The sequence below is a fragment of the Pseudomonas sp. Van50 genome, from assembly GCF_055390755.1.
Genome location: NZ_AP024343.1, coordinates 3,068,510 through 3,093,885, shown reverse-complemented (window position 1 = coordinate 3,093,885; position 25,376 = coordinate 3,068,510). Strand labels below are relative to the sequence as shown.

The window sequence follows — 25,376 nt, the reverse complement described above, 5'->3', positions numbered from 1 at the left end:
CCTCCCGCGCCTAAGCGACCGCCGCCGTTTGGGCTGCCGCTTTGCGTTGCTCAAGCTCACGCACCAGCGGCAGGACCTTACGGCCGAAATACTCGACTTCTTCTTGGAAGTGCAGGAAACCGGCGAGCACCAGATCCACGCCTACCGCCTTGAGCGCGACGATGCGTTCGGCGATCTGCTGCGGCGTGCCGATCAAGTTGGTCTTGAAGCCATCGTTGTATTGCACCAGGTCCTCGAAGCTGGACTTGGCCCAGTTGCCCTCGCCTTCCGGGCTGGACTTGCCGGCCTGCTTCGCCGCATCGCCGAAGGCATTGACGGCTTCAGGATCGGCCTGGTCGATGATCTGGGCGAGGACCGCACGCGCCTCTTCTTCCGTGTCGCGGGCAATGACAAAGGCGTTAACACCGACCTTGACCTTGTGGTTGTTGGCCGCGGCTTTCGCCTGGAGGTCATCGATCTGCGCCTTGACGCCTTCCACGGTATTGCCGTTGGTGAAGTACCAGTCTGATACCCGGGCGGCCATGTCCCGAGCCGCACGTGAACTGCCGCCCTGGAAGATCTCCGGGTGCTGCTGCAGTGGTTTTGGCTTGAGGGTGTAGTCGTGGAAGCGGTAGAAATCACCGCGCAAGGTGAAGTTGTCGGTGGTCCAGATACCCTTGAGCGCGGTGATGAATTCTTCGGAACGGCGATAGCGCTCATCGTGCTCCAGCCACGGCTCGCCAATGGCGGTGAACTCGCCCTTGAACCAGCCCGACACGATGTTGACCGCCACACGGCCGCCGGTCAGGTGATCGATGGTTGCGATCTGCTTGGCCAACACCGACGGCGTCCACGGCCCCGGCAGTACCGCGGCGATGACTTTCAGGCGCGTGGTGGCGGCCAGCAAGGCATGACTGAACGCGACGGACTCGTGCTGGTATTCAGCACCGTAGCCGGCGGTAAAGCGCACTTGGGACAGGGCGTAGTCGAAGCCGGCCGCTTCAGCGATCTGGGCCAGCTTGCGGTTGTAGTCGATGCCCCAGTCGGTGCGTTGTTCGATTTTGCTGACCACCAGACCGCCACTGACGTTGGGCACCCAGTAGGCAAATTTGATCGTGTCCTGGCTCATTGCATGTACTCCACGGCTCGTTTTGAAAGGAAAAATGGATCAGGCAGCACTGGCGTCACGCCGGGCGCCCGGGACCAGGCTCAGCAACGCCGACTCGACGGCGCGCTCGATACGCTCCAGCACCTGTGCACTGGAGATCCGGTATTGGCTGAAATCGGTTTCGCTGGCATAGACCCCCACTGGCAGGCTGAGGGCCTGGAAGAAGCCGAACAGGGGTCGCAACTGGTGGTCGATCATCAAGGCATGGCGATCCGAGCCACCTGTCGCGGCCAACAGCACCGGTACGTTCTTGAGGGCTTCGTGATGAACGAAATCGAACAGGTGCTTGAACAGGCCGGTGTACGAGGCTCGATACACCGGGCTGGCGGCGATCAACAGATCGGCCGATTCAATGGCGTTCAGATCCTCCTGCACGGCAGCCGGCAACGCCTCGCGACGCAACACCCCGGCGAACTGTGGACCGACCTTGGCCAATTCGATCAAGCGCACCTCGATCGGCAGTTGCTGCCCGAGCCGATCCACCAACGCCTGGAGCAGTGCCAGGGTGCGTGACGGGTGCTGCACGCTGCCTGACACCGCCACCACTTTGAATTGCTTGCTCATCGCTTACCCCATGCCTGGAGACGCCACCTCAGCGTCTGCACAAGGTGTAGAGCAGCAACCGTGCCAGTTAAATATTTCCTTACTAATCAATTAATTACATGAAAATCCCAATCACTGCACTGTCGCCCGACGGACAAGCTGTTGGTCCACTGTTGCCTGGCGAACACCTGGCATGTCGATGTCCGTCGCGGCAACTGTTGCCCGGCACACAGTTGCGCAACAGATTGTCCGGGGCCAGGACAGCCCTTGCGCTGATGAACGCCGTATGGCCCCCGCATTTACGGGCGTTGGGCCTCGGGCATGGACTGTGCAATGGCTTTTGGCACCGGCAGATTTTTCCCCTGCCCGCCGACTCGCCACCAAGAAGGAATATCAACATGACCGCACAGCAACACCACCTGCCGCCGATCCTTTCCACGGGCACCGACTATGAGCCCCTGGCCGAACGCTTCCGGCCGATCTTTGCACGCATCCAGGCCGGCGCCCTGGAGCGTGAGCAAACACGCAGCCTGCCCTTTGAACAGGTGAAATGGCTGAAGGAAGCCGGCTTTGGCGCCGTCCGCGTACCGGTCGAATATGGCGGCGCCGGGGCCTCGCTGCCGCAGCTGTTGCAATTGCTGATCGAACTGGCTGAAGCCGACTCCAACCTGCCCCAGGCCTTGCGCGGGCACTTAGCATTCGTCGAGGACCGCCTCAATGCCCACGCCAGTAGCCCACAGGACACCTGGTTCAAGCGCTTTGTCGAGGGTGAGTTGGTGGGCAATGCCTGGACGGAAGTCGGCGCGGTGAAAATCGGCGAAGTCGTCACCCGGGTTTCCCGCCAGGGTGATCAGTGGGTCGTCAACGGCACCAAGTACTACAGCACCGGCAGTATCTTCGCCGACTGGATCGACGTGTATGCCCAGCGCGACGACAACGGCGCCGACGTGATTGCCGCCGTCCGTGTGCACCAGCCGGGCGTCAAGCAAAGCGATGACTGGGACGGTTTTGGCCAACGCACCACCGGCAGCGGGACATCGCTGTTCGAGAATGCACTGGTCGAGGCAGAAAACCTCATCGACTTCTCTACCCGTTTCAAATACCAGACCGCGTTTTATCAACTGGTGTTGCTGGCCGTGCTGACCGGCGCCGGCCGCGCGGCGGTTCATGACATCACTGAGCAAGTGCGCAAACGCACGCGGGTCTTCAGCACCGGCAATGCCAGCGAAGTGAGCCAGGACGTGCAAGTGCAACAAGTGGTCGGCAGGGCATCGGCCCAGGTCTATGCCGCCGAAGCCACCACCCTGCGCGCCGCGAGCGCCTCCCAGCGCGCTTACGAAAGTCGCTTCAGCCAGGACGCCGAGACCGAGCACACCGCCAACATCGCCGCCGAACTGGAGTCGGCCCAGGCCCAGGTGGTGATTTCCGACCTGGTGCTGCGCGCCACCAGCGACCTGTTCAATGCCCTCGGTGCTTCGGCCACCAGCACCAGCAAGGCCCTCGACCGTCACTGGCGCAATGCCCGCACCGCGGCCTCGCACAATCCGTTGATCTACAAGGAGCGCATTATTGGTGATTGGGAAATCAACGGTACGGAACCGCCGTATGTCTGGCAGATTGGCGGGGGCTCGAAGCAGCTTTGAGCAGGCTTGCTCGCGATTGCGGTGGTTCAGCTACATGGATGTTGGGCTGGCTGGCCTCATCGCGAGCAAGCTCGCTCCCACAGGGGGGCTGGGTTGAACATGGGTTTCGTGTCCACTGGAGATCGAGTGTGGGAGCGAGCTGGCTCGCGATGGCGGTGGTTCAGCTACATGGATGTCGGGCTGGCTGGCCTCATCGCGAGCAAGCTCGCTCCCACAGGGGGTCTGGGTTGAACATGGGGTTCGTGTCCACTGGAGATCGAGTGTGGGAGCGAGCCTGCTCGCGATGGCGGTGGTTCATCTGCATGGATGTCGGGCTGGCTGGCCTCATCGCGAGCAAGCTTGCTCCCATACGGGTTCTGGGTTGCACATGGGTTTCGTGTCCACTGGAGATCGAGTGTGGGAGCGAGCTGGCTCGCGATAGCGGTGGTTCATCTGCATGGATGTCGGGCTGGCTGGCCTCATCGCGAGCAAGCTCGCTCCCACAGGGGGTCTGGGTTGAACATGGGGTTCGTGTCCACTGGAGATCGAGTGTGGGAGCGAGCCTGCTCGCGATGGCGGTGGTTCAGTTACATGGATGCCTGTTCCTTACGCCACACGTTCGACGTAGTGGGATTCCCCACCTCCAGTCGCGCCCGATAACCAACCCCATACGAAGCTCAACGTCGTACGCCCTGCTTGATCGACACTCACCGTCCCTCGAGACCAGCCGGAAAGAATCTCACCCTCCGTAGTCAAGCATTGGAAGAGAAGTTCAATGGTATCGGGACCCGTTATACGTCCGACTTGATTGCCCAGGCGAATCCGGCCGCCTTGGTAAGTGCTCGAAATGGCACCGTCCTCGACGTGGTAATGAAACACCGTGCCTGCGCCAGAGAGTCCTTGGGCGTTGTCCGCCACCGTAAACCGGCGATTGTGCAAACGATCGCTGATTGGAGAAAAGGGAATTTCCATGAATGTCGCGTCCTCTAGTCGAGATATTCCATTGCGGCCGTCGATGACCCTGAATCATTTTTGTCGCCACTGGTAAAGCCCCCGGGCAAGTACCGAGTCGCAGGGCAAGCTGCCTTCCTCTCCACAAAGCCGACAGGAACTCATCCCAGACGATCAAAACACTGGCATCATGCCTTTTTCCTTGCACTCATGGAGTGACTGTGACGAATCTAAGTGCCGCCCCTGAGTTTGCACCCGCCTCCACTTTATCGCCCTACCGCTTCTTTCCCCGGCTCGGAATGTTGGTGCTGGCCACTGTGGTCGTCTTCCTGGCCGCGATACCCGAGGTCCTTTTCGTACCCGCGGACATGCAGGCCTATCTGATGTTCACGACCACCTCGGGGCTCACCGCGCTCATCCTCCTCGGCCTCTTCGCCCTGCAATACCGTGCCGATTCGCGCCCCCAGTGGCGCGGTCATGCCATTGGCAACCCCCTGCGGTGGGGGGCGGTCGGCATTGTCGGGACCTACCTGCTTTTCGGGGTTGCCGTCTTCGTGCTCGGGTTACCCCGTGAGGTGTTCATGGCCGAGCTTCTGGACGGGCTCAACCGTTGGCAGGCCGCGATCAAGATTGCCTCGCTGATCGTGCTGCCGCCCATCGCCGAAGAGCTGTTCTTCCGCCATTACATGTTCCGGCTGTTTCCCTACGAGAACAGCCGTGCCTGGACATGGATCGCGATCATCGTGACGTCGGCCGTCTTCGCCGGCATGCACATCCAATACGGAAATTGGATGACGATCGTGCTGATCTTCGCCTGTGGAGGCGTGTTCGCCATCGCCAGGGTGGTCAGCGGTGGGCTGCTGGTGCCGGTGCTCCTGCATTCGCTGACCGAGATTGTCGCACTGAGCGCTGACCAGTCTTTCTCGCTGATGGGGCTTTACGGTTGAGCCAGCGGTGCCAGGCCAGCGGCCCTCCACGACTTCACGGCGCCTGAACCTCGACTTGCGGCAGAGGGATCTCGCCCAGCGGCGAGTAATGCATGGTCAGGACCGCCCACCTCAGTCCCTCCACGCCTGGCACCGTGCCGGATGCCTTGGACGAATGCTCGACGTAGCCGGCATTTTTCTCGACGTATTGGAGATGTTTTTCCCAGCGCACCGAATCAAAGTTCACGCCAAAGATGATGACACTGCCCGTTGCCACCTTTTCCGCCTGGGCTTTCAAGCGGGTCATGTACCAATAGTCCTTGGCCGCGCTTTCAAACATCTTGCCCTGGTTGGCATTGGCGAAAGGGGTCTTGAGTTCAATGAAGTGAAAGCGCTTTTCATCCTGGTCGCGAATCCACAAATCGCATTGCTTGGAAGCAATGTCCATCAGCGACCAACGCTGATCGAGCTTCACCTTGTACTCGACGCCAACATCCGCCAGTTCGCGGTCGGGGCCACGAAGCCCACGGGCCTGGATCAGCCAGAAATAAAACTCGAACTTCAACCAGCCCTCGAAACCGTTGGCCAGGGCACTGATGGATGACGGCAGGTATTTGCGGTCCTCTTCCCACGATTGCATGAAATCGTGAAACGCTGACGCGACGTCAGGAATTCCGGGCATGGGGCACTTCCTTGTATCGCTCTGGGGGTTTTCGGCATAGTGCCATCACCCTCCTGATGGCTACAATGCCAGGCTATGATTTCGCAAACGTCAGCACCTCAAACAAGAGCAATAATGAAAATTCACGCAACCTGCCTCGGACTGTTTGCCCTGACACTCCCACTCCCCTGGGAGTCCCTTCAGGCCTCGACGTGGCAGATCTGCCAGATGGAGCTGCGTATCGTCGAGGTCCTGAAACAACCCTACCCGCAACTTCAGGCGCAGATCGTGAAAGCCAGGCCGAAATCCGCCTCGGTGGAGTGTCCTGCGCAAGGCTCACTGTTGACCTTCACCCCGGAAACCCCGGACTACCAAGCCACGCTCCCCCGCCGGCAATGGCCCGGCAAAGGGCAGTCGGTACGGGTGGACTACCGCTACCTGGATGGCATCTGTAAAGGCGACGGTAACTCGCATCCGTGTCGTATCAAGCACTACCCCCTGATGGGACGATAGTCGGCAGCCGGAGAAGGCGGCAGTTCTCGAATCAGTGAAGTCACTGATGGCCTCATCGCGAGCAAGCTCGCTCCCACAAAAGGGACTTGCGCAACGCCCTGTGGGAGCGAGCTTGCTCGCGATGACGTCCGCACATCCAACCTCAATGCAACTCAAGCCAACAGCGCGCTGATCCACCGGATTTGCCGGGCAATGTCTTGCCGCTTCTCTTCGGGCACGGCTTGGTGTGCCTTGGCGAAGCTGGAGAGGGTCTTTTGTTTCTGGCGCAGCAGGCGCTGCCACTTGGCCAGGAAAGTCGGGGTTCGCGCTTGCATCTGCAGCGGGCCGAAGTACAGCTCCTCGGTGGTGTACGTCACTGGCCCGGCGCGCTCGGCGACGATGATCTCGTAGTAGAAGCGGTTTTCCCGCAGCACTTCCTCGCAAAGGATGCGGTAGCCGTTTTCCATCAGCCATTGACGCAGCGGTTGTTCGCCACCGTTGGGTTGCAGAATCAGCCGCTCGTGCCCGCTCAGCCGTGCCTTGCCGCTGTCGAGGATGTCGCGGATCGTCTCGCCGCCCATGCCGCAGAGGCTGATCGCGGTGATCCCGTCTTCCGGCTCGATTGCCGCCAGGCCGTTGGCCAGACGCACACTGATCCTCTGCTCCAGGCCATTCTCGCCCACGGTGCGTTCGGCGGCGCGCAACGGCGTCAACGCCACCTCGCCGGCCACCGCCGTCGCAATGACGCCACGACGCAACAAGGCCACCGGAAGGTACGCGTGATCCGAGCCGATATCGGCCAGGTGCGCCCCCGCCGGCATATGCGCCGCCACGCGCTCCAGGCGCATGGACAATGTCTGTTCGTTCAACTGCAGTTCCTTGGGTTAATCGTAGAACGGCTCGACCGCCGTCCGACTGCCGACAAAGAAGCTGTCCGCGACCAACCGCAGTGGCTGCAGGTCCATGTCGCTGGCCTTGTCGTTGATCAGTTGCTGAAAATGTCGATACACTGCGGCGTACTCGCCTTCCTCGGAGACGGCCTGGCGCACACCGTCGATGCTCAACAGCGCGCCGCCGTTGTCCAGGCGCAGGACGCCTTCGGCGCAGCGAATCTCGATGCTCCAGAGCTCGTCATGGCCATGGTCGAAATCGAACTCCGCCCGGATATCGAGGTGACGCGCATCAGCCATCTTGATGCTGGCGGCAATCGGCGACTGGCAGTTGTCCGGCACGCGCAACTCGGCGGACTCCACGAACAACGGCAGCGCCAACAGATGAGTCGCAATCGACAACGCGTTGATGCCGGGATCGAAAACCCCCAGGCCGCCGGGTTGCCAGATCCACGCCTGGCCGGGGTGCCACTTGCGCACGTCTTCTTTCCAATCGATCTGCACGCTGTGCAAGGTGCGACTGGCCAGCCAGTCACGGGCAGCCGCGATGCCCGGGGCGTAACGGGAATGCCAGGCGAACAGGCCGCTGACGCCTTGCTCGCGAACCTGCTCCACCAAGGCCATGGCTTCACCCAACGTGGCGCACGGCGGCTTTTCCACCAGAACGTGTTTACCGGCCGCCAGCGCCTGTTGCACTAGGGCGAATCGGCCTTGCGGCGGTGTGCAAAACGCAATCGCATCGACGTGCGGGCCGTTTTCGAGCAGCTCGCCCAGGGATCGGAAGTTCTCCACCCCGGCGCAGGGCTGCCCTTGCGTGGCGACTGCCACCAGTTGGAACGCGGGGTTGGCGAGGATGGCTGGAACGTGTTGATCCTGGGCAATCTTGCCGTAGCCCACCAGGCCGAGACGAATCGGTTGCATCGATGACTCCTGATTTTTTGTACTTGTGATCGGCCAGCAAACTAGACGCAAATCGCCTGGCGGACAATGGGGGCCGCGCAGTATCTACCTGATTGCCCAGCCCGGCGCCGCAAAGGCATCAGCTACGCCGCTGTTCACGGACACTCGTCACGACGTTGGTCACCCGCCCGTAGAAGGGCTCCAGCCGCTCACGTGGCGCATCGTGCTCCACCACCAGGGCGGCGACCTCCTCACAAGAAACCACCTGATAATGAGCGACGCTGGACAACTTTTCGTTGGTCACTGCGGTAATCACTTGCCCACTCGCCGCCACCACTGCGCGCTTGAACTCTGCGTCCTCCAGGCCGAATGCCGTGACCCCATTGTCTGGATCGATGGCGCAGGCACCCAGAAAACACACGTCATAACTGAACTGGCGCAGTTGCTCCACCGCCGTCAGCCCGATCACACCACCGGCGATTGGATTCAAGCGCCCTCCCAGGAGAATGACTTCGGCACGGGGCAATTTCATCAACTGCACCGCAATCAACGGCGAATTGGTGGAGAGGGTCAACTGAAGGCTCGGATCGATGGCGCCAGCAATCGCCAGGTTGGTCGACCCGGCATCGATGAACACGTGCTGGCCCGCGCGCAGCAATGCAGCGGCCGCTTGGCCGAGGCTGCCCTTGCGTGCCGGGTCTTTACGCACGCGTACATCCAGCGACCCTTCGGCAGCCGGCACAAGTATCGCGCCGCCATAAACACGCTTGCATAACCCCGCCGCTGCCAATACCCCCAGGTCACGCCGGATCGAGTGTTCGGACACATTGAATTCGCTGGCCAGGTCCGCCGCGATCACCCGGCCATACCGGGCGAGACGCTGGCTGATCAATTGCTGGCGTTCGCCGGGGAACGCTTCGTGGGGAGAAGTCATGAGATACAACCTGCATAAACGAGCACTAATGATCATCAACGAGCAGATAGTGCCGGTTATGCAGCAAAGCGTCAAACCCGCTCATTCCAGCGAGCGCCTGCACGATAAACGGTCAAGCGCTCCCTGGGACATTCGTGCCCATGCCCACTGGCAGGAAGGGTCGAATTTCTTCGATCTCCTCGGCACTGAGGCGCAACTGCGCGCCGGCAATCAGCCCGTCGACCTGCCCGCGGCGACGGGCTCCGACGATGGCACCGGTCACCACCGGCTTGCGCAGCACCCAAGCGATGGCGACTGCCGCCGCACTGACCCCGTGCCGTTCGCCAATACCGGCCAAGACCTCGACCAGCGCCAGGTTCGCGCTCAAGCGAGGCTCCTGGAAGTCGGCGCTTCGCGCCTTGCGCCAATCGTCGTCGGGCAACTGGGCGATGCGTTCGCGCGTCATGCTGCCGGAAAGCAGCCCCGATTGGAGAGTGGAATAGGCCAAGACACCCATTCCCGCCTGCTCGCAAAATGGCAGGACGTCTTGCTCGATGTCCCGCATCAAGGCGGAATAAGGCGGCTGAAGTGAAACGATCTCGGTTACCGCCTGGGCCCGCTTGAGTTGCGCGACATCGAAATTGGAGACGCCGATGGCGCGAATTTTCCCCTGTTCGCGGGCGGTGGCCAACGCCGAAAGCGCCTTCTCGAGCCCTTCACTGCTGCCGTCGGCAGGAAAGGCCGGCCAGTGAATCTGATAAAGGTCGATGGTTTCGACTTGCAGTCGGCGCAAGCTTGCCTCGACCTCGGCGAGCAACGATCGAGGCGCCAGCGAGTGTGAGATCGCCTTGGTGACCGGGTCCCAGACCAGACTGCCCTTGGTGAACACCAACGGGCGCTGCGAAGCCGGCAGCCGCCGCAACAGCTGCCCGACCAGTTGCTCGGCATGGCCCAAACCATAAACCGCCGCCGTATCGATCCAGTTCACCCCGCGTTCAACGGCATATTCAAGGGCACCGAGGCTGTCCTCGTCGTCCTGTGCACCCCAGCTGTATTCCCAGCCGGTGCCAGCAATGGCCCAGGTTCCCAGGCCAATGGGCGAAATCAGCAAGTCCGATGATCCAAGACGATTCTTTTGCATAGCGAGTTCTCCACAGATGATGTGGGCAGTATCCGCGAGGGATCTCATGACGATAAGATGGGTAATCTTATTTGAACTACTGAACTTTATTCATGAGTCAGCACCCCGATCTTTCCGAACTGGATGCCTTTGCCGCCGTCGCTCGCCATCGCAGCTTTCGCAAGGCCGCCGACGAGCGTGGCGTTTCGGCCTCGGCATTGAGCCACGCCATGCGAGCCCTGGAAGCACGCCTGGGTGTCAGGCTACTCAACCGCACCACGCGCAGCGTTACCCCGACCGAGGCCGGCCACCAGCTATTGGCAACACTGGCCCCTACCCTGCAGCAGGTTGCCGATGCCTTGGCCCAATTGACCTCGTTGCAGGATGTGCCCGCCGGCAAGCTTCGCCTCAACGTGGCGCGTCCGGCGGCGCGTGCAGTATTTGCCGAGGTGCTCGCGCCGTTCGTGGCCAGGTATCCCCGCATTCAACTGGACCTGGTCAGCGATGATGGCTTGACCGATATCGTCAACGGCGGCTTTGACGCCGGCGTGCGCTTTGGCGAAAGCCTGGCCGGCGACATGATCGCCGTCCCTGTCGGCCCCCCTCAATCGTTCGTGACCGTAGCCGCGCCAACCTACCTGGCCACGAAGGGAATCGCCCAGGCTCCACGGGACTTGCTCGAGCATGCCTGCATCGCCCGGCGCTTCCCCAGCGGCAAACTCTACGCTTGGGAGTATCAGGCAGAGGGACAACCGATCCGGTTGTCCGTCACCGGCCCGCTCATTCTTGAAGACGATGCGCTGATGATCCAGGCGGCGAAAGATGGCGCCGGGATTGCCTACGTCTACGAGGAGCTGGCACGCGACGACCTCCGCAATGGGCATCTCACGGAACTGCTCGCGCAATGGAAAGCGCCGCCAAGCCGGTTTTTTCTCTATTACCCCAGCCGACGCCATGTACCGCCGGCCCTGAAAGCGCTCATCGAGTTCATCCGGGCGGACGATTGGCTAACCTGAGGAAACAGCGGCAGAAGTTTCCCGCGTACCGCTGTTTGCACAGTCTGGATTGGACTCGTTCGTCGCCAAGTGCTGAGACGGGCGTTCAGTACCTGATTAACTCGGCCCAGGCGATGTTGCATTCGCGCAACTCTTGAGCCGCGCGCTTAGCCATTCAGCAGGCGGCCGCCGTCAAGGACGATTTCAGAGCCGACCGTCCAGCGCGATTCGTCGGATGCCAGATACAGCACTGCTTTGGCCACCTCGTCGGAGGTACCGAAGCGGCCAAGCGGAATGGTTGCCGTGATCGCTTGGTTAATCTGCTCGCGGTAAGCGTCCGGAATACCTGCCTTGTCGTAAAGCGGAGTCTCGACGGGGCCAGGGCTCACTGCATTGACACGGATGCCACGGCCTAGCAATTCGGTCGAGAGCGTCTTCGACATGTTCAGCAATGCGGCCTTCGTTGCGGCATACACGGACGAGCGATCTGCCCCTGCATGCGCGCTTACGGAAGTGGTCAACACTACGGAAGCAGGATTTGCGAAGACCGGCAACAGCGCCTGCATCAGGAAGTATGGCCCTTTGACGTTGATGTCGAAAATGCGGTCGAACATGTCTTCCGTCCATTCCTCAATGGGCCGCCAGACGGATACGCCGGCATTGAGGAAGGCAACGTCGAGTTGGCCGTAGTGTTCCTTGATGACTTGTGCCAACTCCTTTTGTGCTGCAACGCTGGCCGAGTCGGCGCGCAACACCGGCACTTCCGGGCCCAATTCTGCCTGGGCCTTTGCAATCGAATCGGGGTTGACGCCCGTGACGATCACGCGAGCACCCTCCGCCAGGAACTGCTTTGCCGTTTCCAGCCCGATGCCACTGGTGCCGCCAGTGATGAGTGTACGTTTACCTTGCAAGCGGGACATTTGAATTCTCCGGTGAATGACCACTGCGGTCGACATGGAGAAATATGCGCTCATGCTCCGAATCGGATAAGACTGCCTATTCGTATATGATTCATGCAAATCAAGCATGAATCGAGGTGGAGAAGTGGACCGATTTCTTTTGATGACATGCTTCGCGCGTGCTGTAGAAACCGGGAGCTTTTCGGCGGCAGGGCGCGATCTAGGGTTGGGGCAACCCAATGTAAGCCGCTATGTAGCGGCTCTGGAGGATCATTTGCAGACGCGCTTGCTCCACCGGTCTACGCGCAAGCTATCCTTGACGCCGGAGGGCGAACGCTACTATGCGGACATCCGGCGCATCCTGGATGCGGTGGATGAATCCGAATCGTCCTTCAGGAACAGCGTCGAGCCATCGGGGCTCTTGCGCGTAGCCTGTCCGACAGCTCTCGCACACGCGTTTGTGCTGCCGCATGTGCCGGCCTTTTTGGAGCGCTACCCTCAATTGATCTTGGATCTCCAACTCAACGATCGATACGTAGACCTGGTCAATGAAGGTACCGAACTCGCCATTCGCATAGGACAACTGGAGGACAGCTCCTTGCGCGCCCGGCGTCTTGGGTGGTACGACCGGGTCTTCGTCGCCAGCAAGGACTACTTGGCTAAACGCGGAGTTCCGCAGACCCCGGATGATCTGCGCGACCACGACTGCATCATCTACACCTTACTGTCGTCCGGGGCGACCTGGCGATTCCGTGACGCGGACATTCCGATTGCCGGCAGGCTCAGGGTCAACTCGCCCGACGCTGTCAGTGCGGCAGTCGTGGCAGGCCTGGGTGTGGCGCATGGACCTGCGTGGCTGTTTGAGGGTGGGCTGAACAGCGGGAGATTACAGTTCATTCTCACCGACCATGCGGCTCCCCCTGTCCCCGTGCAGATGGTTTATGTCGCCAATAGACTGCTCCCCACGCGGGCTATCGTGTTCATGGACTTCATGGCTGACGTGTTTTCAAAGATTCCAGCCTTGAACGGCAGCACCCCTTTGCCGACGCTATAAGACAAGACGACAAAACGTGCCCCCTGACGCTCTTGCCTAAGGCTACGCTGACCGGGCCGAAATACCGGGCTGGAGTCATCGTCAAACAAAAAAAAAGCCCCGCGACCGAGGACGGTGCGGGGCAAGGGAATTGGTTGGTTGCGGCCAACCAAAGGAGCACGGTGAAAAGCGTTTACGGGCCGGTCAGATGCATTCCTGTGCGGCGCGTTCGAAACTCGAAGGCAGGAGGTTGGAGGCCAGCAAGTGCCGCTCGTAGATGAATACCTTGCCGCCGTCGCCGGCCTTGTAGGCTTCCAGCACGTTGTCCGCCGAGACTTTGCTCGGCACCACGATGCGGTAGCTGCGCTGGGTCTGCGAGACCATCGGGTTCAAGGCATTGCCCTGCAATTTCGGTACGACGCATTCGGCGTATTGGGCCGGCGTCTTGCTGGTCTGCAAGGTCAGGGTCGGATCGTTCGGTGCCGAGGCACAACCGGCCAGCAACAATGGGGAAAACGCCAGGGAAAGCAGAAATAAACGGCGCATGGGTTGAGGTCCTGAAAATAAAAATACGGGGCTGCGTGTTCGATGGCGCTGATTTTCCAATGATTGCCGGCAAAGCAGAACTTGCATTTCGTAATGGTCACTATTACTCCTAGCAATAGTTGCAAGCCGAGAAAGATTGATGAGGACTATCCATGAGAACGTTTGATCTGATTCGCGACTCGGTATTGCCCGACTTCCGTGAACGAGTGGCTGACTACTTGATCCAGTACGAAAGCGTGCTGTTGAGCAACACAGAACCCGACCCGGAGCTCAAGCGGGCCACGGCCAATCAACTGCGCGGTTATCTGCGTGGATTGAATACCACTCGGGTATTGGGCATGGCGGATTGGGAGGAGCTGGATCGGCGGGTGGTGGACACCTGGCTTCAGTGACCGGCCGGACATTCCGGGAATGTGTTCGATTCAGGGTGTCGAGGGCGATTGCTCCCGCCGGGCTGGGCTGCGATCGCTCGCCGGCTGCGGCCCGACACTGGCTTGCGCCCTGTCCACCAGCCGTTGCACCCAGGCGGCGTCCTGGTCATTGACCACCCCATAGCGGTTCGGCGGTAAAAACTTCCAGTGATGGGCGGCCTCCTCCAGACGCTTGAGTTCATCGGCAGACATCCAGTACGGCGTATCCACCAATGGCATCGGCGCACCGTCGAAACGCCGGCCCAACTGCAGGTTCGTGCCGGGGGCGAAAGCCATCGCCAGTTGCTGCTGGGGTTGCAGCAGCTTGTCCGGCGCCGGCATTTGCCCTACTCGCCCGTAGCTGAAGTCCCCTGAGAACTGCTCCTTGAGCACCAGCCAGTACCCCGCCGCGGTCTTGGCCAGAATCCATTGCGACACACCGCTGTCCTGCACGCATTTCAGCTTGCCGTCGGTCCATTGCATGAGGGTGTTGCAGTCCGGGTCATAGTCGTTGGACCACAGGCTGATGCCGCGGATGAGGGTGTGGTGTTCGAGCTCGACCAGCCCTTGATCGGGCATCGATTGCCAATATCGCTTGGTCGGGTCGCGCTTATCGCGCAAGTAATTATGCAGGCCCCAGGCAGCCATGAACAGCAAGGTGACGAGCACAAGCCAGCCAAGGGAATCCCCCACGATCCGGTCAAGGTCGACGCCTGGGGCGGATAACCCCTGATAGACCAGCAGCCCCAGCAAAAACGCGATGCCCGGCAACACCGGGCCCAGGCACAACGGCGGCACCAGCACCATGACCCAGCTGAAGCGATGCATGGTCGCACGCTCACGCGCCCAGGCCAGCTCCTGAGCAAGCATCGGCGCCCGCTCCCGAGGGCCGATGTCAGGATCGGGCGTCTGGAAACGCATGTACTGGGTGTAGGTGTCATCGTTCATGGATCGGATCTTGTCCTTGAAGTCATCGTGTTAGACACACGTTCATGCCCATCGCCCAAACTCGCTTCACCCGCCCCTTGCTCAAGCCAGGCTAGACAGTGGTCCTGTTCGAGCATCCGGATCACGAACGACGTTTCTTGAAGATATCCACGCCTGGGAACAACCCGGCGGAACGGATCGATATTTAGACCAGTAGTCGCTCGATCCACTGCTGTGGCGTCATCTTCGTCACCATGATCGACACAATGACAAACATCCCCAAAAAGCCCAGAACCCCCATCCAGAACCACTTCTGATACACGGTTGAGTATCGATCATCGAGCGTGCGCCCATCCCCTAGCGCGCTCGACGCCATCACGTATAACCGCTTCTGGAACACCAGCACAGGCAGCCACAACGCCCCCACGCACAGGAAAATGATCAACGACGTCATGATCCATTCCGTAGTCAGGGGAAGTCCGGCCAGTCTCGTTAGCAGGTAACCCGTCACTATCTGAATGAAACCCGCCGGCGTGGTAATCCAGGTATCGAACCGGACAACCGTCCTGGCCACATAGGCAATGACCTGCGGATTGGCGGTGCGGCTGGCGGCGATCAGGTAGAGGTAGGATCCCATGCCGAAGCCGAACAGGAAAATGGCAGCGATCACATGGATGTACTTCAAGCACAGATAGAGCATGGTCAACCCTGCCCGTCAGAGAAATGCACAGACAGGCTGAGGTTTTGCGGATCGTTGATGGCGGCCATGTATTCGTCGACGGTGATTTCACCCACACAGGCCCGAGCTCCGGGTTCGGGCAGATACCCTTGGGCGATTTTCGCCGCCAAGGCAACGGCTGCACAGCTGGGAATTTCCGGCCCTTTGTCGTTCATGGCGGTGAGCTGCACGTTCAACGACAGCGGCTCGCCGTCGGCACCGATACCATGGACATCGATGTACATTGCGCTTTTTCCATCGCCAAGTCGTTCGAACCAGAGCCCACACCGATGAAGCCTGGCCGCCCAAGGGAGATGGTCGCGCACCAGCCCCATCCTCATTGCCTGGGCCAGCAGGTAGTTGGCAATGCCGCCGAGCTTCAGGCCTGCGCCGGCCTTGAAGCTCAGGTTCAGGGCGCCATAGCGGCTGGCGAAGATATCCATGTCCGGCACGTCGACATTGGCCAGTACCCGGGTGCCCATGTAGCGCATTCTGCGAAGCGTCAGATCCTGCCATCCCAGAACCTCATGCACCCGGCCATTCCTGAGTTGCTTGATCGGCTTGCCCGCATAGGCGAGAACGCCTTCGACGGTAGACAAGCCCGGCATTTTGGCCGAAGAAGAAATACCATGCTCGATCGTGTCGATGCGTTTAAACCGATGCCGCTGCTGATCAATGAGGGCGGCCGAGAGCGTTGGCACTGAGCTGCAACCACTGAGGATCGCCACGCCTGCCTGTTTTGCCCGGGTGTCGAGTGCGCTAATGCCGGTGACGAAGGCTCTGCTGTCCGACAGGTCGCAGTAATTCACGCCGGCGTCGATGCAGCTCTCGGCGACGGCATAGGATTGCCCTTGAAAGGGGCCGCCGGTATGAATGACCCATTGGATGTTCATCAAGCCAAGGACAGATTTGAAGCCTGGGCCCATGGCGTCGCCGCACCAGCTTTCACATGCCATGCCCGATCGGGCGTTCAACTCATCGACTTTGCGCTGCAGTTTTTGGGCGTCGCGCCCCGAAATCACCAACTGTACGCCTGGCATCACCACCAGGTGCCTGGAAACGATACTGCCGAAATTTCCATACCCACCGACCACCATGACCCTGAGCGTCATTCCATCCGTCCCTAAATATTCGATGAAGCCCGCAACCTTGCCACAAGGACGACGCGGTGGTGTAGCCCTTGTGGCAGATCATTGAGTTCCCGCACTAGCCCCCTGCTGATACTCCCGGGGCGTGCAGCCGAATTCGCGGCGAAACACCGTGTGCAGGTATTGCGCCGATTTGAAGCCGCAATTCTGGGCGATGTCGGCAATCGGTGCGTCGGTGTTTTCCAGCCCGTTGGCGGCGGCGGTCAGTTTGAAGCGCAGGATTTCATCGTGGACGCTGCAGCCCCGCTCCTTGCGAAAATGCGCTTCCAGCGATGAGCGCGATATCCCTACATAAGCCGCCACCTGGGCCGTCTTGATGCCCTGGCAGGCGTATTGGCGGATGAAGAGCAGTGCCTGCATGACATAAGGGTTGCCCAACGGTTGATGCAGGCTCGACACCTGCACATTGATCGCATCTGGTGGGATCAGAATCTGTGTGCCCGTGGACGGCATGCCGTGCAGCATTTGGTGGAGCAGGCGTGCGGCGGTCCGACCCATGGTCTCGGTGCCCTGGATCACCGAGCTCAACGGCACCCGCGTCAGGCTGCGGGTCAGCGGGTCGTTGTCGATGCCGATCAACGCCACTTGCTCCGGCACGGCGATCCCGGCGGTCAGGCAGGCTTGCAGCAGTTGCCGGGCGCGGGCGTCGCTGACGGCGATGATGCCGATGGGCTTGGGCAGGCTTTGCAACCAGGCGATCTGCTGTTCGACGGCGCTGTCCCAGAGCGGTGCGCTGGTGCCCATGCCGCGATAGACTTCGGCCTGCAGGCCGTCGCGCTGCACCAGCCGGCGAAAGGCTTTCTCCCGTTCCTGGGCCCAGCGATTGGCTTGTGCTTCAGGCAGGCTGAAACAGGCGAAGCGGGTCAGCCCGGCCTCGATCAGGTGCTCGTAGGCCAACCTCATCAACGCGTCATTGTCGGTGGCGACATAGGGGATGCCCTTCGGGTAGGCGCGTTCATCCTGATAGGAACCGCCCACCGCCACCACCGGCAGCTTGATCCCGGCCAGCGCCTCGCCGATCAGCGGGTCGTCGAAGTCGGCAATGATCCCGTCGCCCTGCCAGCGCTCGATGCCTTTCAAGCGGCAGAGAAAATCCTCCTCGAGAAACAAGTCCCAGGACGCACGCGTGCTGCTCAAGTAGTTGCCGATACCGCTGATGATGCCGCGGTCGTAGATCTTGCTGCCGTTGAACAACAGCGCGATGCGGTGAACGGGCGGGACGGTTTTCATTGGTTTAACCCTGTGCCGGTGGACACAGACTAGGCGCGCGGCCGGCGAATCTCAATACTCAAAATCGAACTGCCCGTTGGTGATTTTCATAATCAGCAGCCACGGGGCCGGCGTTAGTATCGAGACACCGCCAAGAATAAAAAGGAAACCCGCACATGCCGTACTTCCCCGGTGTCGACAAGATTCGCTACGAGGGCCCCGCCAGCGATTCGCCGCTTGCCTTCCGTCACTACGACGCCAACAGACTGGTGCTCGGCAAACCCATGCGCGAACACCTGCGCATGGCGGTCTGCTATTGGCATACCTTCGTCTGGCCGGGGTCGGATGTGTTCGGTGCCGGCACGTTCAAGCGCCCGTGGCAGCACGCCGGGGATCCGATGGAAGTGGCCATCGGCAAGGCCGAAGCGGCCTTCGAGTTCTTCTCCAAGCTGGGCATCGACTACTACTGCTTCCACGACACCGATGTCGCCCCGGAAGGTGGCTCGCTCAAGGAGTACCGCAACCACTTCGCCCAGATGATCGACCACCTGGAACGCCATCAGGAGCAGACCGGGATCAAGCTGCTGTGGGGCACCGCCAACTGCTTCAGCAACCCACGCTTTGCCGCAGGCGCCGCCAGCAACCCCGATCCGGAAGTGTTCGCCTGCGCCGCCGCCCAGGTGTTCAGCGCCATGAACGCCACCCAACGCCTCAAAGGCGCCAACTACGTATTGTGGGGCGGTCGCGAAGGCTACGAAACCCTGCTCAATACCGATTTGAAACACGAGCGCGAGCAACTGGGCCGGTTCATGCGCATGGTGGTCGAGCACAAGCACAAGATCGGCTTCAAAGGCGACCTGCTGATCGAACCCAAGCCCCAGGAGCCGACCAAGCACCAGTACGATTACGACAGTGCCACGGTGTTCGGCTTCCTGCAGCAGTTCGGCCTGGAAAACGAGATCAAGGTCAACATCGAAGCCAACCACGCCACCCTCGCCGGGCACAGCTTCCACCACGAGATCGCCACAGCCGTCTCCCTGGGGATCTTCGGCAGCATCGACGCCAACCGCGGCGATCCGCAAAACGGCTGGGACACCGACCAGTTCCCCAACAGCGTCGAAGAAATGACCCTGGCCACCTACGAAATCCTCAAGGCTGGCGGGTTCGGCAATGGCGGGTTCAACTTCGACTCCAAGGTCCGGCGCCAGAGCGTGGACGATATAGACCTGTTCCACGGCCATGTCGCCGCCATGGACGTCCTCGCCCTCGCCCTGGAGCGCGCGGCAGCCATGGTCCAGAACGATCAGTTGCAACAGTTCAAGGACCAGCGCTACGCGGGCTGGCAGCAACCGTTTGGCAAGGCGGTGCTGGCCGGCGACTTCAGCCTGGAATCGTTGGCCGAGCACGCCTTTACCAACGAGCTCAATCCCCAGGCTGTCAGCGGTCGCCAGGAAATGCTCGAGAACGTGGTCAATCGGTTTATCTACCCCTGACAAATGTGGCGAGGGGATTTATCCCCGCTGGGCTGCGAAGCAGCCCCCGGAAGAACAAACTGATTTGTCTGCCCCATCAAAGAGGCCGTTACATTCTCGCGACAAATCTGTGCCCACGGTGTCCTGCAACGCTCTACAGTTCTACCCGGTATCACGCTCATCGTCAGGCAGTGTCTTTCAAACAACAATAAAAGGACGCACTACATGAAAACATTCAAACGTACCCTGCTCGCCGGCGCCCTCGCCCTGCTCTCGCTTCCGGTCATGGCCGATGCGGCCCATCCGAAAATCGGTTTCTCCATCGATGACCTGCGCCTGGAACGCTGGTCGCGGGACCGTGACTACTTCGTCGCGGCGGCGGAAAAACTCGACGCCAAGGTCTTCGTCCAGTCTGCCGATGCCAACGAGCAGAAGCAGATCTCGCAGATCGAAAACCTGATCTCCCGTGGCGTCGATGTGATCGTCATCGTGCCGTTCAACGCCACCGTGCTGACCAACGCCGTCGCCGAAGCCAAGAAGGTCGGGATCAAGGTCGTGTCCTACGATCGACTGATCCTCAATGCCGATATCGACGCCTACATTTCCTTCGATAACGAAAAGGTCGGCGAGATGCAGGCCAGTGGCGTGCTGAAAGCCGCGCCCAAGGGCAATTACTTCCTGCTCGGTGGCGCGCCCACGGACAATAACGCCAAGGTCCTGCGCGAAGGCCAGATGAAAGTCCTGCAACCGGCCATCGACAAGGGTGACATCAAAATTGTCGGCCAGCAGTGGGTGAAGGAATGGAACCCCACCGAAGCCTTGAGCATCGTGGAAAACGCCCTGACCCGGAACAACAACAAGATCGATGGCATCGTCGCCTCCAACGACGCCACCGCCGGCGGCGCCATCCAGGCCCTGGCCGCACAGAAAATGGCCGGCAAGGTGCCGATCTCGGGCCAGGACGCCGACCTCGCGGCGGTCAAGCGCGTGATCGATGGCACCCAGACCATGACCGTCTACAAGCCACTGAAACTGATTGCCTCCGAAGCCGCCAAGCTCTCGGTGCAACTGGCGCGTAACGAGAAACCGACCTTCAGCTCGCAATACGACAATGGCAGCAAGAAAGTCGACACCATCCTGCTCACCCCTACGCCGTTGACCAAGGACAACATCGACCTGCTGGAAAAGGACGGGTTCTATACCAAGGCGCAGATCGCCGGGCAGTGACCTGGGTGCACATCCTGGGTTAAGCAAAGTCCCTGTGGGAGCGAGCTTGTTCGCGATGGCGGCAGCCCATCCAATATGGGTGCAAGCTGAAACACCGCTATCGCGAGCAAGCTCGCTCCCACAGGGGGCTGATTGACTTCAGGGTTCCTGCGTATGTGTGAGCCCACTCTCATGAGTCCTGCCATGTCCGACTACCTGCTGCAAATGAACGGCATCGTCAAAACCTTTGGTGGTGTCAAAGCCCTGAACGGCATCGATATCAAGGTCAGGCCCGGGGAATGCGTCGGCCTGTGCGGTGAAAACGGCGCGGGCAAATCCACGCTGATGAAAGTGTTGTCGGCGGTCTATCCCCACGGCACCTGGGAAGGCGAGATCATTTGGGACGGCCAGCCGCTCAAGGCGCAGTCCATCAGCGAAACCGAAGCCGCCGGGATCGTCATCATTCACCAGGAACTGACCCTCGTCCCCGACCTGTCGGTGGCGGAAAACATTTTCATGGGCCACGAGCTGACGCTGCCCGGCGGGCGCATGAACTACCCGGCGATGATCCACCGCGCCGAAGCCTTGATGCGTGAACTCAAGGTCCCGGACATGAACGTGTCGCTGCCGGTTTCCCAGTACGGCGGTGGCTACCAGCAATTGGTGGAGATCGCCAAGGCACTGAACAAGCAGGCACGGCTGCTAATCCTCGACGAGCCCTCCTCGGCCCTGACCCGCTCGGAAATCGAGGTGCTGCTGGACATCATCCGCGACCTCAAGGCCAAGGGCGTTGCCTGCGTGTACATCTCCCACAAGCTCGATGAAGTGGCCGCCGTGTGCGACACCATTTCGGTGATCCGCGACGGCAAACACATCGCCACCACCGCCATGACCGACATGGACATTCCGAAGATCATCACCCAGATGGTCGGACGGGAAATGAGCAACCTCTACCCCACCGAACCCCATGACATCGGCGAGGTGATTTTCGAGGCGCGCCACGTCACCTGCTACGACGTCGACAACCCCAGGCGCAAACGGGTCGACGATATTTCCTTCGTCCTCAAGCGCGGGGAAATCCTTGGCATCGCCGGACTGGTCGGCGCCGGGCGTACGGAACTGGTCTCGGCGCTGTTCGGCGCCTACCCCGGCCGCTACGAAGGCGAAGTCTGGCTCAACGGCCAGCAAATCGACACGCGCACGCCGCTCAAGTCGATCCGCGCCGGCCTGTGCATGGTCCCCGAAGACCGCAAGCGCCAAGGCATCATTCCAGACCTCGGAGTGGGCCAGAACATCACCCTGGCGGTGCTGGACAACTACTCGAAACTGACCCGCATCGACGCCGAAGCTGAACTGGGCAGCATCGACAAAGAAATCGCGCGCATGCACCTCAAGACCGCGAGCCCGTTCCTGCCGATCACCAGCCTCTCCGGCGGCAACCAGCAAAAAGCCGTGTTGGCGAAAATGCTCCTGACCAAACCCCGCGTGCTGATCCTCGACGAACCGACCCGCGGCGTGGACGTCGGCGCCAAGTATGAGATCTACAAGCTGATGGGCGCCCTGGCGGCCGAAGGCGTGTCGATCATCATGGTGTCCTCGGAGCTGGCCGAGGTGCTGGGGGTCTCCGACCGCGTCCTGGTGATCGGCGACGGCCAGTTGCGCGGCGACTTCATCAACCACGAACTCACCCAGGAACAGGTGCTCGCCGCCGCGCTCAGCCATCCCGATGGCCATAACAATAATGATCGGAAGTCCGCGTAGATGAATCAGGTCAAACAGCTGTTTTCCCGCTACAAAATGCTCGCGCTGGTGATCGCCGTGGCGCTGATCTGGCTGTTCTTCAGTTGGCAGACCGAGGGTGGGTTCGTGACCCCGCGCAACCTCTCCAACCTGCTGCGGCAGATGTCCATCACCGGGATTCTCGCCTGTGGCATGGTGCTGGTGATCATCAGCGGCGAGATCGACCTGTCGGTGGGCTCGCTGCTTGGGCTGCTGGGGGGCCTGGCGGCGATCCTCGATGTGGTTTATCACATCCCGCTGCTGGCGAACTTGAGCCTGGTGGCCTTGTGCGGTCTGGTGATCGGCTTGGGCAACGGCTACATGACCGCCTACCTGCGTATTCCATCGTTCATTGTCGGGCTGGGGGGCATGCTCGCGTTTCGCGGCGTCCTGCTGGGGGTGACCGGCGGCACCACCATTGCCCCGGTGTCACCGGAACTGGTCTACATCGGCCAAGGTTATTTGCCGCACACGGTCGGGACCGGGCTAGGCATCCTGCTCTTCGCCCTGACCTTGTTCCTGACCTGGAAACAGCGGCGCAACCGCGCCCTCCATGGCCTGGCGGCTCACTCCCTGGTGCGTGACGTGTTGCGCGTGGTGGTGATCGGCGCGGTGCTGGCCGGGTTCGTCTATACCCTCAACAGCTACGACGGCATCCCGGTACCGGTGCTGCTCCTGCTGATCCTGCTGGGCGTGTTCAGCTACGTCACCAGCCAGACCGTGTTCGGCCGACGGGTCTACTCGGTGGGCAGCAACATGGAAGCCACGCGCCTGTCCGGCATCAACGTGCAAGCGGTAAAGCTGTGGATCTTCGGCATCATGGGCGTGATGTGCGCCCTCGCCGGCGTGGTCAACACCGCACGCCTGGCCGCCGGCTCACCCTCGGCCGGCAACATGGGCGAACTCGACGCCATCGCCGCCTGCTTCATCGGCGGCACCTCCATGCGCGGCGGTTCCGGCACCGTCTACGGCGCCCTCCTCGGCGCGCTGGTGATCACCAGCCTGGACAACGGCATGTCGATGCTCGACGTCGACAGTTATTGGCAGATGATCGTCAAAGGCAGCATTCTGGTGCTGGCGGTGTGGGTGGATGTGAGTACGCGGACGGGGCGGCGTTAATAATCAGGGGACAGCAAGCATGATCATCGAACCGTTCGCCATCGATATCCCTGAAGGCGCCCTTGAAGACCTTCGGCACCGTCTGTTGAACACAAGGTTGCCTGAGCCCTTGGCCGACCAAGGCTGGAGCGAAGGCATAGACCTGGATGTGCTTCGGGCGCTTCTCGCACATTGGTCGACCGCGTTCGATTGGCGCGCTCAGGAAGCAGCGTTGAATCGCTTGCCGCAATTTGTCGCCGACATCGGTGGGCAAAGGGTGCACTTCATTCATCAACGTGGCGTCGGGCCGAGTCCGAGACCGTTGATCCTTACCCATGGCTGGCCCGGCTCGTTCATCGAAATGCAGCGCATCATCCCGCTGCTGACGGACCCGGCCCGCCATGGGGGTGATCCTGCGGACACTTTCGATGTGGTGGTGCCGTCGCTGCCCGGCTACACCTTTTCCGCACCGTTCCAGCAATCCGGCATGGGGCCCTATGAAGTGGCGGGCTTGTGGAGTGAGTTGATGAGCGGGCTGGGTTATGAACGGTTCGGCGCCCAGGGCGGGGACATTGGCGCGGGCGTTTCGATGTGGTTGGGCGTGCGTTATCCCGAGCGGGTGACAGGCATTCACCTCAACTATATTCCGGGTTCCTATCGCCCTCCCCTGGGCGAAAACGCGCCAGCGCTGACCGAGGTAGAAACGGCCTTCCTGCAACGCGCGGCGGCATTTGCCGATGCCGAAGGCGCCTACGGGCACATTCAGCGAACCAAACCCCAGAGCCTGGCGGTAGGCCTGAATGACTCCCCGGCTGGGCTATTGGCGTGGATGGGGGAAAAGATCCTGTCCTGGTGTGATGACAGCCCCGCGATTGACCGAGATTGGTTACTGACCAATGTGACGCTGTACTGGCTGACGCACTGTATCGGCTCGTCGTTTCGCCAATACGTGGAGGGCAGCAAGCGGCCGTTGCAGTTCAACAGCGGCGAACGTTTGAAGCCGCCGGTTGGAGTGGCGCTGTTTCCTAGGGAGCTGCCCATGCCACCACGGAGCTGGGTGGAGCGTTGCTGCGAGGTGAAACGCTGGACCGAGATGCCTCGGGGTGGTCACTTTGCCGCGTTGGAACAGCCGGCGTTGTTGGCGGAGGATATCAGGGCGTTTTTCCGGGACTGTCGCTAGAAAAGTCCGAAAAAACTCACCTCAAGCCTCCTGTGGGAGCAAGGCTTGCCCGCGATGAAGATGACGCGGTCTTCCGGGGAAACGAGGCGCCTGCATCGCGAGCAAGCTTTGCTCCCACAGAAATCCGCGCACATCAGTGCTAGCGGCAAGAGGCGGTCCGAAAATCCCGTAGGAATTTACACCCTGTGGCGAGGGAGCTTGCTCCCGCTGGGGCGCGAAGCGGCCCCAAAACAGGCGCCTCTTTTCTCCAGGTACTGCGCAGGCGCCGGTTTTGCGACTGCTGCGCAGCCGAGCGGGAGCAAGCTCCCTCGCCACGGGGTGCGGGGCGTCCTACAGGCCGGTTGTGGGTACCGGGATCGACTTCTATCGTTGGGTTCGTCGCTGGCTTTGGTCAGTGGCTGGGTTTCGCAGCCCGACAGATACGGTAGCAACCAAGCATCATAAAAGTGACAATGAGCGCCTTTGGCGTTCGACGTCATCTTATGGTGGCTGTGTGTGGGAGATCTTCGGGTCTGCCGGGTTCCTTCGTATCCTCGGTCTGCGAACCCACGCGCAGCTACCACCCATTCGTTTCGCAGCGGATCGAAGTAG

25 protein-coding genes are annotated in these 25,376 nt (G+C 60.9%); 11 read left to right on the top strand and 14 right to left on the bottom strand.

Going from position 1 to position 25,376, the window contains the following annotated elements; all coding sequences use genetic code 11:
* Positions 1–10: 10 nt before the first annotated feature.
* Positions 11–1,108, bottom strand: a complete 1,098-nt coding sequence (sfnG, locus tag ACZ5M5_RS13595) for a dimethylsulfone monooxygenase SfnG (RefSeq protein ID WP_192260786.1) — start codon at positions 1,106–1,108, stop codon at positions 11–13.
* A gap of 39 nt (positions 1,109–1,147) precedes the next feature.
* On the bottom strand, positions 1,148–1,711 hold the full coding sequence (gene msuE, locus ACZ5M5_RS13590) for an FMN reductase (RefSeq protein ID WP_060742666.1): 564 nt from the start codon (positions 1,709–1,711) through the stop codon (positions 1,148–1,150).
* 377 nt (positions 1,712–2,088) lie between these two features.
* Here msuE and ACZ5M5_RS13585 point away from each other — a divergent pair, with 377 nt between their 5' ends.
* Positions 2,089–3,333: an acyl-CoA dehydrogenase family protein gene (locus tag ACZ5M5_RS13585; RefSeq protein ID WP_464739209.1), complete on the top strand. Its 1,245-nt coding sequence runs from the start codon at positions 2,089–2,091 to the stop codon at positions 3,331–3,333.
* A gap of 585 nt (positions 3,334–3,918) precedes the next feature.
* On the opposite strand, the gene ACZ5M5_RS13580 is transcribed toward ACZ5M5_RS13585, so the two are convergent.
* On the bottom strand, positions 3,919–4,284 hold the full coding sequence (locus ACZ5M5_RS13580; RefSeq protein ID WP_464739208.1) for a hypothetical protein: 366 nt from the start codon (positions 4,282–4,284) through the stop codon (positions 3,919–3,921).
* Between the two features lie 200 nt (positions 4,285–4,484).
* On the opposite strand from ACZ5M5_RS13580, the gene ACZ5M5_RS13575 reads away from it, so the two are divergent.
* Positions 4,485–5,210 carry a lysostaphin resistance A-like protein gene (locus tag ACZ5M5_RS13575; RefSeq protein WP_464739207.1) on the top strand — a complete coding sequence of 242 codons (726 nt, stop codon included), beginning with the start codon at positions 4,485–4,487 and terminating at the stop codon, positions 5,208–5,210.
* Between the two features lie 34 nt (positions 5,211–5,244).
* Here the strand turns inward: ACZ5M5_RS13575 and ACZ5M5_RS13570 are convergent, their stop codons facing one another.
* Positions 5,245–5,871, bottom strand: a complete 627-nt coding sequence (locus tag ACZ5M5_RS13570; protein WP_464739206.1) for a hypothetical protein — start codon at positions 5,869–5,871, stop codon at positions 5,245–5,247.
* Between the two features lie 114 nt (positions 5,872–5,985).
* Between ACZ5M5_RS13570 and ACZ5M5_RS13565 the strand changes: the two genes are divergently transcribed.
* Entirely contained in the window at positions 5,986–6,363 is a 378-nt protein-coding gene (locus ACZ5M5_RS13565; protein ID WP_060742671.1) for a hypothetical protein, read from the top strand.
* Positions 6,364–6,515: 152 nt separating this feature from the next.
* On the opposite strand, the gene ACZ5M5_RS13560 is transcribed toward ACZ5M5_RS13565, so the two are convergent.
* The 4 genes from ACZ5M5_RS13560 to ACZ5M5_RS13545 all read right to left on the bottom strand — a co-directional run bounded on the left by ACZ5M5_RS13560 (position 6,516) and on the right by ACZ5M5_RS13545 (position 10,186).
* Complete coding sequence (locus ACZ5M5_RS13560; protein WP_464739205.1) at positions 6,516–7,211, bottom strand: tRNA (adenine(22)-N(1))-methyltransferase; 696 nt, start codon at positions 7,209–7,211, stop codon at positions 6,516–6,518.
* A 15-nt stretch (positions 7,212–7,226) separates the two neighbouring features.
* A complete protein-coding gene (locus tag ACZ5M5_RS13555) occupies positions 7,227–8,153 on the bottom strand; it encodes a Gfo/Idh/MocA family protein (RefSeq protein ID WP_454250637.1) in 927 nt (308 codons plus the stop codon).
* Positions 8,154–8,271: 118 nt separating this feature from the next.
* Positions 8,272–9,066, bottom strand: a complete 795-nt coding sequence (locus ACZ5M5_RS13550) for a DeoR/GlpR family DNA-binding transcription regulator (RefSeq protein ID WP_092165566.1) — start codon at positions 9,064–9,066, stop codon at positions 8,272–8,274.
* Between the two features lie 112 nt (positions 9,067–9,178).
* Positions 9,179–10,186 (bottom strand): aldo/keto reductase, encoded by a 1,008-nt coding sequence (locus ACZ5M5_RS13545; protein WP_464739204.1) that lies wholly within the window; start codon positions 10,184–10,186, stop codon positions 9,179–9,181.
* 92 nt (positions 10,187–10,278) lie between these two features.
* On the opposite strand from ACZ5M5_RS13545, the gene ACZ5M5_RS13540 reads away from it, so the two are divergent.
* Positions 10,279–11,181, top strand: coding sequence for a LysR family transcriptional regulator (locus ACZ5M5_RS13540; RefSeq protein ID WP_464739203.1), 903 nt, complete (start codon positions 10,279–10,281; stop codon positions 11,179–11,181).
* Positions 11,182–11,327: 146 nt separating this feature from the next.
* Here ACZ5M5_RS13540 and ACZ5M5_RS13535 read toward each other — a convergent pair whose 3' ends face one another.
* The gene (locus tag ACZ5M5_RS13535; protein WP_060742677.1) at positions 11,328–12,080 is read right to left on the bottom strand and encodes an SDR family oxidoreductase; all 753 of its coding nucleotides are present in this window, start codon (positions 12,078–12,080) and stop codon (positions 11,328–11,330) included.
* Positions 12,081–12,204: 124 nt separating this feature from the next.
* On the opposite strand from ACZ5M5_RS13535, the gene ACZ5M5_RS13530 reads away from it, so the two are divergent.
* The gene (locus tag ACZ5M5_RS13530; RefSeq protein ID WP_060742678.1) at positions 12,205–13,113 is read left to right on the top strand and encodes a LysR family transcriptional regulator; all 909 of its coding nucleotides are present in this window, start codon (positions 12,205–12,207) and stop codon (positions 13,111–13,113) included.
* Positions 13,114–13,296: 183 nt separating this feature from the next.
* Here the strand turns inward: ACZ5M5_RS13530 and ACZ5M5_RS13525 are convergent, their stop codons facing one another.
* Entirely contained in the window at positions 13,297–13,638 is a 342-nt protein-coding gene (locus ACZ5M5_RS13525) for a hypothetical protein (RefSeq protein ID WP_060742679.1), read from the bottom strand.
* Between the two features lie 152 nt (positions 13,639–13,790).
* On the opposite strand from ACZ5M5_RS13525, the gene ACZ5M5_RS13520 reads away from it, so the two are divergent.
* Entirely contained in the window at positions 13,791–14,030 is a 240-nt protein-coding gene (locus ACZ5M5_RS13520) for a hypothetical protein (RefSeq protein ID WP_060742680.1), read from the top strand.
* 30 nt (positions 14,031–14,060) lie between these two features.
* Here the strand turns inward: ACZ5M5_RS13520 and ACZ5M5_RS13515 are convergent, their stop codons facing one another.
* The 4 genes from ACZ5M5_RS13515 to ACZ5M5_RS13500 all read right to left on the bottom strand — a co-directional run bounded on the left by ACZ5M5_RS13515 (position 14,061) and on the right by ACZ5M5_RS13500 (position 18,071).
* Entirely contained in the window at positions 14,061–14,996 is a 936-nt protein-coding gene (locus tag ACZ5M5_RS13515; protein WP_103309814.1) for a hypothetical protein, read from the bottom strand.
* A 184-nt stretch (positions 14,997–15,180) separates the two neighbouring features.
* A complete protein-coding gene (locus ACZ5M5_RS13510) occupies positions 15,181–15,675 on the bottom strand; it encodes a DUF2269 family protein (RefSeq protein ID WP_464739202.1) in 495 nt (164 codons plus the stop codon).
* Positions 15,676–15,677: 2 nt separating this feature from the next.
* Complete coding sequence (locus ACZ5M5_RS13505; protein ID WP_464739201.1) at positions 15,678–16,805, bottom strand: saccharopine dehydrogenase NADP-binding domain-containing protein; 1,128 nt, start codon at positions 16,803–16,805, stop codon at positions 15,678–15,680.
* 78 nt (positions 16,806–16,883) lie between these two features.
* Positions 16,884–18,071: a XylR family transcriptional regulator gene (locus ACZ5M5_RS13500; protein ID WP_464739200.1), complete on the bottom strand. Its 1,188-nt coding sequence runs from the start codon at positions 18,069–18,071 to the stop codon at positions 16,884–16,886.
* Between the two features lie 155 nt (positions 18,072–18,226).
* Between ACZ5M5_RS13500 and xylA the strand changes: the two genes are divergently transcribed.
* The 5 genes from xylA (at position 18,227) to ACZ5M5_RS13475 (ending at position 24,785) form a co-directional block, all read left to right on the top strand.
* Positions 18,227–19,543, top strand: coding sequence for a xylose isomerase (gene xylA / locus ACZ5M5_RS13495; protein WP_060742685.1), 1,317 nt, complete (start codon positions 18,227–18,229; stop codon positions 19,541–19,543).
* Positions 19,544–19,747: 204 nt separating this feature from the next.
* Positions 19,748–20,749, top strand: coding sequence for a D-xylose ABC transporter substrate-binding protein (xylF, locus tag ACZ5M5_RS13490; RefSeq protein WP_464739199.1), 1,002 nt, complete (start codon positions 19,748–19,750; stop codon positions 20,747–20,749).
* A gap of 183 nt (positions 20,750–20,932) precedes the next feature.
* On the top strand, positions 20,933–22,489 hold the full coding sequence (gene xylG, locus ACZ5M5_RS13485) for a D-xylose ABC transporter ATP-binding protein (protein WP_060742686.1): 1,557 nt from the start codon (positions 20,933–20,935) through the stop codon (positions 22,487–22,489).
* Entirely contained in the window at positions 22,490–23,626 is a 1,137-nt protein-coding gene (locus tag ACZ5M5_RS13480; protein ID WP_192260771.1) for a sugar ABC transporter permease, read from the top strand.
* Positions 23,627–23,645: 19 nt separating this feature from the next.
* The gene (locus ACZ5M5_RS13475; RefSeq protein WP_464739198.1) at positions 23,646–24,785 is read left to right on the top strand and encodes an epoxide hydrolase family protein; all 1,140 of its coding nucleotides are present in this window, start codon (positions 23,646–23,648) and stop codon (positions 24,783–24,785) included.
* Positions 24,786–25,376: the final 591 nt, after the last annotated feature.